This window comes from Levilactobacillus huananensis (assembly GCF_003946145.1).
GTDB lineage: Bacteria > Bacillota > Bacilli > Lactobacillales > Lactobacillaceae > Levilactobacillus > Levilactobacillus huananensis.
In genome coordinates this window covers 1-5,353 of record NZ_RHOC01000025.1, presented here as the reverse complement: position 1 = coordinate 5,353, position 5,353 = coordinate 1, and the positions used below count along the sequence as shown (strand labels likewise).

5 protein-coding genes are annotated in these 5,353 nt (G+C 47.6%); 2 read left to right on the top strand and 3 right to left on the bottom strand.

What is annotated here, in order from left to right:
* Positions 1-115: 115 nt before the first annotated feature.
* The 3 genes from EKM71_RS10885 to EKM71_RS10875 form a co-directional block, all read right to left on the bottom strand.
* Positions 116-1,696, bottom strand: a complete 1,581-nt coding sequence (locus EKM71_RS10885) for an APC family permease (RefSeq protein WP_225418044.1) — start codon at positions 1,694-1,696, stop codon at positions 116-118.
* A gap of 97 nt (positions 1,697-1,793) precedes the next feature.
* The gene (locus EKM71_RS10880) at positions 1,794-2,501 is read right to left on the bottom strand and encodes a VIT1/CCC1 transporter family protein (RefSeq protein ID WP_125574594.1); all 708 of its coding nucleotides are present in this window, start codon (positions 2,499-2,501) and stop codon (positions 1,794-1,796) included.
* Positions 2,502-2,516: 15 nt separating this feature from the next.
* Positions 2,517-3,203, bottom strand: coding sequence for a VIT1/CCC1 transporter family protein (locus tag EKM71_RS10875; RefSeq protein WP_164504796.1), 687 nt, complete (start codon positions 3,201-3,203; stop codon positions 2,517-2,519).
* A gap of 271 nt (positions 3,204-3,474) precedes the next feature.
* Here EKM71_RS10875 and EKM71_RS10870 point away from each other — a divergent pair, with 271 nt between their 5' ends.
* Positions 3,475-3,978: a Fur family transcriptional regulator gene (locus tag EKM71_RS10870; protein WP_125574592.1), complete on the top strand. Its 504-nt coding sequence runs from the start codon at positions 3,475-3,477 to the stop codon at positions 3,976-3,978.
* A 231-nt stretch (positions 3,979-4,209) separates the two neighbouring features.
* Entirely contained in the window at positions 4,210-5,241 is a 1,032-nt protein-coding gene (locus EKM71_RS10865; protein WP_125574591.1) for a peptidoglycan recognition protein family protein, read from the top strand.
* Positions 5,242-5,353: the final 112 nt, after the last annotated feature.

Genomic DNA, 5,353 nt, shown 5'->3' with positions numbered 1-5,353 from the left:
TGTTCTGGGTGAGACACTATTTAGTGTACACAAAATTTCAAAATGTTTTATTTACAGAGCTTGACTAAACGTAGGAAAATGAGACTGGGACAATTGTCCCAGTCTCATTTTAATCTTAAGTCGTTTTTTCGACGCGCTGATTCAGCTCCTGAGCAATCTCAAAAGATTCACTCTGGTAACCGTCGTGCACCCCGAGATAGTAGCAAGCTAGGCTACCCAACGTAACCGCCAAAAAGTCCAGTGGGTATGGGAACCAGCCATGGCCCCCAAACTCATGACTCCCGACCGCTGACATCATGGTGAGCCAAAGCATTTCAACCAGTAACCATCGACTCCCCTTCAAACTGGCTCGTAAGGCTGTCCAGCCGGCAGGTTGTCGAAATTCATAATAGACGTAACAGATCAGCCCCAAAGCAATAACTCCGAAGACCTCAATTGTCGTGGGCCACTTCGCCCAGTAGATAGCGAGACTAGCCAGAACATAGGCCAGTGGGGACCACAATTGTAGCCCCCAAAGCCGAAATGGTCGACTGAATTCTGGTGCATCACGCCGGAGGGTTGACACCGTCACTGGTCCTGTCAGATAAGCGATCAAAGTCGATGTCGAAATAACATTCGACAACGCACTCCAATTCCGAAAACCAGCCACGAGGACAACGCCTAAAATCATATTTACCACCATGGCTCGCCGTGGCGTCTGATACTTCCGATTCAATTCCCCCAACTTGGTTGGCATGTGTTTGGTCCCAGTCATGGCTGCTAAGGCCCGACTGGTGGTGGCAACGAAGGAAACTCCGGTCCCAAATGGCGACACGAACGCATCCAAATAGAGTAACGTCGACAGCCATCCCAAGTTCATCAGAATCGCCAGATTAGCGAAGGGGGACTCGAAGTTAACCCCTTGCCAGCCATGAGCCAGATAATGCCCTGGAACTGCGCCAATGAAGGCGACCTGAAGCAGCGTGTAGATCAGCGCACTGATACTAAAAGCAATCACAATTCCCCAGAGAATATTGCGCTCTGGATGTTCAATCTCATTCCCCATATTAATTGTTGTCTGAAAGGCATTGTACGAGAAGATAATCCCCGCAGCCGTGGTGGCCGAGAAGATGGCCGCACTGCCATTAGGCATAAAGCCCGCGTTGTGGCCAAAGTTTCCGGACTGAAAACCAGTCGCCATTAAGACGATAATCGTTAACGTTGGAATTCCCAATTTAAAAATGGAAATAAAACTCGTAAACCGTGTCAGCAATTTAACCGACCAGAAGTTCAGCAGCGTAAACGCCAGAATAAACAGAAAGACAATGACCAGGCCCTGATTCGTGATGTCGCCATCTTTCAGGAAACCCCGGGTCCAGTTGGCCCAAGACCATGGCCAGGAACTCATGTACTGCACGGCCGCCACGGCTTCAATCGGAATAATCGTCAGTAACGACAACCAATTAGCCCAGCCAGCAACGAACCCCAATAAGGGCCCGTGAGAGAAGGCCGCATACTGGCTCATCCCCCCGCTCGTCGGAAACATCGTTCCCAATTCAATGTAATTCAATGCAATCAGGCCAATGATAACGGCCCCCAAAATCCAAGATAGGATGGCAGCCGGACCAGCGATCTGGGCGGCCATACCCGCACCAAACAACCAACCCGAGCCAATGATGGCACTCAGCGTTAGCATGACTAAAGAAAATAAACTCATCTTGCGCTTCAACCAAAATTCCTCACTTTCAAAAAAGATATTGGCCCATTGTACACTTGGTATCTGGCAATGCGCTAAGAAAGCAGCAATAGTTTCCTTAGAAGAGTTGACCCACATAATAGTGAATAAACATGGTAATAATCCCGACAATAACGTTTCTGATAATGGCTGTCTTGACTAAACCATGTCCTAATTTAGCACTCAGAAAACCGGTCAATGCCACAGATAAAATAACCGCAACAATCGTGGCTGGCCATTGCCAAGACACTGAGAATAGCGTCATAGCGATCAGTGGGAAAGTGCCCCCTAATCCGGCCGCAAAGAGTGATGAAAAGGCTGCGTCCCAAGGGTTCATGTAGTGTCCCAATTGAATGTCATCCTTGACATTCACGACTGTGGCCAGTGCATCCTTTTGCATCAAGTCTTGGGCGATAGCCAGTGACGTCTCAGGCGTCACTCCACGTTCTTCGTAGAACTTTTGAACCGCGGCGACTTGGTCGTCAAAATTAGTTTCGAGCAGCTTGGCTTCATGCGCCACCGCTGATTTTTCCGTATCCTTTTGCGTGCTGACAGAGGCATATTCACCCGACGCCATTGAGAAAGCACAAGCCAACAGGTCTGACAGGCCAGCAATGAAGATGGTAAACTGGTTATTTGTCGCGGCCGCAACACTGAAGAGCACCCCAACAACGGTCAAGATACCATCATTGGACCCCAGGACACCAGCTCGCAGAGTGTTTAATTTTTCATCCATCGTTTGATGCTGCTTTTGCTTCTTAACATGTACTTGTTCATTCGTTGCCATGATTGATTGCCTCCCCTATGCAAACAAGTGTCCGATACCATACGTGACCAGCATCGTCAAAATTCCTGCAATCACGTTTCGCCGGGTACCATGCCAGCGATCGGCATTTCCCAAAAGTGCAGCCACATACCCTGTAATCGAAAGAGCGATGATAACCGCCACGAACGTTCCGCCAATTCGCCAGTTCTTTGGTAACAGGGTTATCGACACGAGTGGCAGGATCGACCCCGTTGGGAATGAAATCATCGAGGCAATGGCCGCGGAGAACGGATTCGTATACTCGCCAACGTTAAAGCCAAACCGCTCACGCACCGTGGTTTTCACAGGGTCCTCGGTCATCATTTCCTTCGTCGCTTGATCCGCCAATTCTGGTTTGATTCCAGTTGCCACGTACTTGTCGCGAACGAAGTTATATTCGCTGTCATAATCGTTGTCTAACGCCACTGTTTGCGTTTCGATGGCCTTACGTTGGGCGTCCTTCTGCGTGTTGACGGAGACATACTCGCCCATCGCCATGGACACGGTCCCCGCAATCATACCCGCAATCCCAGAAATGAAGATGGCGAAGCTACTGGTTGCGGCACCCGCAACCCCTACGACGATTCCCGCTACGGAGAGAATCCCATCATTGGCCCCCATTACGCTTGCTCGCAACACGTTGATTCGTTGTGCCAACGTTGCTGGTTTCTTCTTTTTTGTCATTATTTTCTACCCCCAGATATGTCTTAATTTCAGTTTAACACTCTTAGAATTAAAAGTTAGGTAGGTTTAACATTTTGCCTTACTTTAGAATGATTATCAACTAAATACAAATTCATTGTACGCTCATTTCGTCAAAAGTAAATCACTTATTTCGATAGCTGACTCATGAACCATCACGTCTTCTTCTGATAAGCTTTTAGCTGGCTATTCGCTCAAAGTGTGGTTTAATAGAGGCAAACTAGAGTGATTATAAATTAAAGGAGGGATCAGCATGGCCAATCAGACCCAGTTACTCGACCAGGCCTTACAAACCTTGAAGGAACACCACGTGCGCGTAACACCGCAACGGCAAGTCATCTTGACGTATCTGGTGACACATCACAATCACCCCGCGGTGGAAACCATTTTTTCTGCCCTCACAGACCAACTGCCTAATCTCAGCATGGCGACGGTGTACAATACACTAAATCTCTTCGTCGAACTTGGCATCGTGATAGAGCTTCCTAACGACAACGGTGGCTTACGCTACGACTTCTTCGGCCGACCCCACTACCACGTTATCTGTGAAAATTGTGGCAAAATTACCGATGTCTTTGCCCCAGAATTTCCAGAAATCGAACGGGCACTCAACCAGGCAGCCAGTAACCAAACCGGTTACCTGGTGACAAGTAATCACGTCGAAGTCTATGGCATTTGTCCAGAATGTCAGCAGAAATTACACCTGAACGCTGACAGTTCAAAATGGGCCGCAAACCAGCCGAAACCGCTGTCATAGCAATGTTACAACCAGATTACAGGTGTCGTTAAGTTTTAATCTATTTGAAAACACCTCGATCAAACCCCGATAGAGTCATTATTACCATCGTAATATTACGATGAACACCCCGTCAGCCGGTTGTCGGGGCTAAAAATAATGTATATAGTTGATAGCGAAGAATATCGACTGAGCAACCGGTCATCCGGTTGTGTAATGACTAATAAGATTTGAGGGATGATCAGGGTGAAGATGCACAAAGTAGTTTTAACAGCTCTGGCTGTTTTAGGGGCGACGGGAGTTCTTGCCACGTCAACCACGGCCAATGCCAGCTCCAAGGTAAACGATTATATTAGCAGCAAGAATATTGGTCACGCTAAGGTGACGAAGTCCATCTGGAAGGGATTTCCTAAGTACAAGTACCGTCATGGTAAGGGCAAGCCCGAGGGCGTTGTGGTTCATGAAACCGCCAATCCTTCTTCCACGTTAACTAACGAAGTCGCTTACATGAAACGTAACTACCAAAACGCGTTCGTTCACAGTTTCGTGGATGCTTCCAAGATCGTTAACATCGCCAACACGGACTACCTTGCTTGGGGAGTTGGTTACCCAGGTAATGCCCGTTTCGTTCAATTCGAACAAGTTGAAGTTCACAGCAAGAAGGCTTTTGCCAAAGAAGTGAATAATGCCGCTTGGTATACCGCCTATCTCTTAAAGGAATACAACTTGAAACCTAATGATGCCGCCTACGATGGCAAGGGAACTGTCTGGTCCCACGCCTCCGTGGCCAACAAGCTTGGTGGATCCTCGCATAGCGATCCAGTCGGCTACTACGCTTCAAATGGCCGCAAGTACTTTGGTCAGAAATACACCATGGCTGCCTTCTATCAGTTGGTTAAGCAGTACTACAACGACATGAACATGAGTCATGTCAAGTTGGTCAGTGCCACTTACACCAATGTCAATAAGCAAGGTAAGTTAAGCAGCAAGTACAAGAACTTCCGCCTTTACAACAAGTTAAAGGGTGCTGCGAAGAACGTTAAAAAAGTGAGCTGGTCAAAGATCTCGCCTAAGGTTGGCAAGACCTACTACATCGATCAAGTCGGGCAAAAGTACAAGTCAACCACTTGGTACCGTATCCGGCCTTCTAAGAACAGCAAGACGCGTTACTGGGTCTACAGCGGCAACTTAACTGGAGTTAAGGATGTTGAAACGACCACCCCAACTGCTGCTTCGGCCAGTGAAGCTAGCTCCTCTGCTAGTTCTTCAAGTTCTAACAACTAGGATTTAAGTTAAAAACTAAAAAATGCTTGGTTAACTGCACTAGTCCCTGTCAAGTTGACAGTTGAAATAATATAATTTTTAGTATTGCTTAAGCGGCTTCATCGCGGTATTC

Excerpts from the sequence above, each read along its gene's own strand:
- EKM71_RS10885 (WP_225418044.1), bottom strand. The coding sequence starts at position 1,696 with ATGAGTTTATTTTCTTTAGTCATGCTAACGCTGAGTGCCATCATTGGC.
- EKM71_RS10880 (WP_125574594.1), bottom strand. The coding sequence starts at position 2,501 with ATGGCAACGAATGAACAAGTACATGTTAAGAAGCAAAAGCAGCATCAA.
- EKM71_RS10875 (WP_164504796.1), bottom strand. The coding sequence starts at position 3,203 with ATGACAAAAAAGAAGAAACCAGCAACGTTGGCACAACGAATCAACGTG.
- EKM71_RS10870 (WP_125574592.1), top strand. The coding sequence starts at position 3,475 with ATGGCCAATCAGACCCAGTTACTCGACCAGGCCTTACAAACCTTGAAG.
- EKM71_RS10865 (WP_125574591.1), top strand. The coding sequence starts at position 4,210 with ATGCACAAAGTAGTTTTAACAGCTCTGGCTGTTTTAGGGGCGACGGGA.